This is a genomic window from Spongiactinospora gelatinilytica (assembly GCF_003236385.1).
GTDB lineage: Bacteria > Actinomycetota > Actinomycetes > Streptosporangiales > Streptosporangiaceae > Spongiactinospora > Spongiactinospora gelatinilytica.
The window spans coordinates 1-1714 of the sequence record NZ_POUA01000680.1; the positions used below are offsets into that span (position 1 = coordinate 1).

Sequence of the window (1714 nt, forward strand, 5' to 3'; positions counted from 1 at the left end):
CCGCAGGTCCGGGTTCGGGGGTGGGGGGTGACGTAGTATGGATTTCGTGAACAGGAGAACACTCACCGTGACGGCCATCGTGGTGCTGGCCGTCGTGGGGGCCGCCGCGGCGGCGGTGGCGCTGACCCGCGGCTCCGGCGACGCGGCCGAAGGGGTCCACAACCAGGGCGACCCCGCCAAGGTCGCCGACTACTGGACCGACGAGCGCATGCGCGACGCCGTCGGCAACTGACCGTGCGCCGTCAGGTGCCGGTGGTGCCGTCAGGTGCCGGTGGTGCCGTCCACGCGCTCGCGTAGCAGGTCGGCGTGCCCGTTGTGGCGGGCGTACTCCTCGATCATGTGCAGATACACCCAGCGCAGGGTCAGCTCCACCTGCCGGTGGGTGTGGTAGAAGGTCTCGTCCAGGGAGCGGCCGGCCGCCGCCGCGCGGGCGAGTTCGATCTCCCGCTGGAGGGTGGCGAAGTCCGCCTCGGGGTCGGCGGTGCCCACGTCGTCGAAGTCACCGTCCGGGTTGTCCGGATCGGCGCAGTACAGCGACTCGACGTCCTCCCCGGCGAACCTGTGGCGAAACCACGAGCGCTCCACCTCGGCCATGTGCCGCACCAGGCCGAGCAGCGTCAGCCCCGACGGCGGGGCCGCCCGCTCGGTGAGCTGGGCGAAGGTGAGCCCGGCGCACTTGGTTAGCAGCGTCTGCCGGTGAAACTCCAGCCAGCCTTCCAACAGCGTGCGTTCGTCGCCGGTCAGGGGCATCTTGTCGCGGGTGATGGGGGGCGCGGTCCAGATCATGCTCCCATCATCGCCGGGAACCATCATGGCCGGAAACGCATTTCGGCGTTCGCCCCAAGTAGGGATGTAAGGGCGGACGACGAAGGGAGCGAGGCCGGTGCGCCTCCATCAGGACCCCGCGGTCTTTGAGGACTTCTACCGCCGTCACGTGGACGCGGTCATGCGGTTCGTCGTACGGCGGGTCAGTGATCCGCACCTCGCCGCCGACCTGACCGCGGACATCTTCCTGGCGGCCCTGGACGCCGCGCACGGGTACCGCCCCGGGCGGGGCAGTGAGATCGCCTGGCTGTACGGCGTGGCCCGCAACGTGGTGTCCGCCGAGCACCGGCGCACGGCCATCGAGAGCCGGGTGACCGGCCGGGTCGCCGGGCGGCGGCTGATGGACGACGACGATGTCGGCCGGATGGAGGACCGGATCGACGCCGAACGCGGTACCCGGCGGGCCTGGGAGGCCATGCGCGACCTTCCGGAAGGCGAACGGGCCGTGCTGGAACTCGTGGTGATCGACCAGCTCACGGTGTCGGAGGCCGCCGAGGCCCTGGGCGTCAAGCGGGTCACCGCCCGGGTCCGCCTGCACCGCGCCCGCCGGGCGCTGGCGGCCGTCGCTTCGCCACCGGTCGCGTACGTGGAGGGAGTCGAGGGAGAGGTATGAGCAACTTCGAGGAGCGCCTGCTCAGTGCGCTGAAGCAGGACATGATCAGCAGGTCCGAGGAGGACACGATGGCCGTACGGACACCGGTCACCCGCGGCCCGCGGTGGCGGCGCGGGTACGGCCTGGCAGCCGCGGCGGCCGGGGTCGCGGCGGTGGCCGCGGCGACGGTGACCATCAGCGGGGGGATCGGCGGGGCCGCCTTCGCGGTGACCAGTGACCCGGACGGAGACGTCGGGGTACGGATCGACGACTTCCGCGACGCCGAGGGACTGGAGG

The 1714-nt window shown here is 71.6% G+C and carries 4 protein-coding genes; 3 read left to right on the top strand and 1 reads right to left on the bottom strand.

From position 1 onward, the window contains the following. The first annotated feature begins 46 nt into the window (after window positions 1-46). Window positions 47-232 carry a hypothetical protein gene (locus tag C1I98_RS38540; protein WP_199537545.1) on the top strand — a complete coding sequence of 62 codons (186 nt, stop codon included), beginning with the start codon at window positions 47-49 and terminating at the stop codon, window positions 230-232. 29 nt (window positions 233-261) lie between these two features. Here C1I98_RS38540 and C1I98_RS38545 read toward each other — a convergent pair whose 3' ends face one another. After that, window positions 262-786, bottom strand: a complete 525-nt coding sequence (locus C1I98_RS38545) for a DinB family protein (RefSeq protein ID WP_111172142.1) — start codon at window positions 784-786, stop codon at window positions 262-264. A gap of 97 nt (window positions 787-883) precedes the next feature. On the opposite strand from C1I98_RS38545, the gene C1I98_RS38550 reads away from it, so the two are divergent. After that, window positions 884-1438, top strand: a complete 555-nt coding sequence (locus C1I98_RS38550) for an RNA polymerase sigma factor (protein WP_111172143.1) — start codon at window positions 884-886, stop codon at window positions 1436-1438. After that, window positions 1435-1714: hypothetical protein (locus C1I98_RS38555; protein WP_199537546.1), on the top strand; the 280-nt coding region annotated here is incomplete at its 3' end. The genes C1I98_RS38550 and C1I98_RS38555, both read left to right, overlap by 4 nt.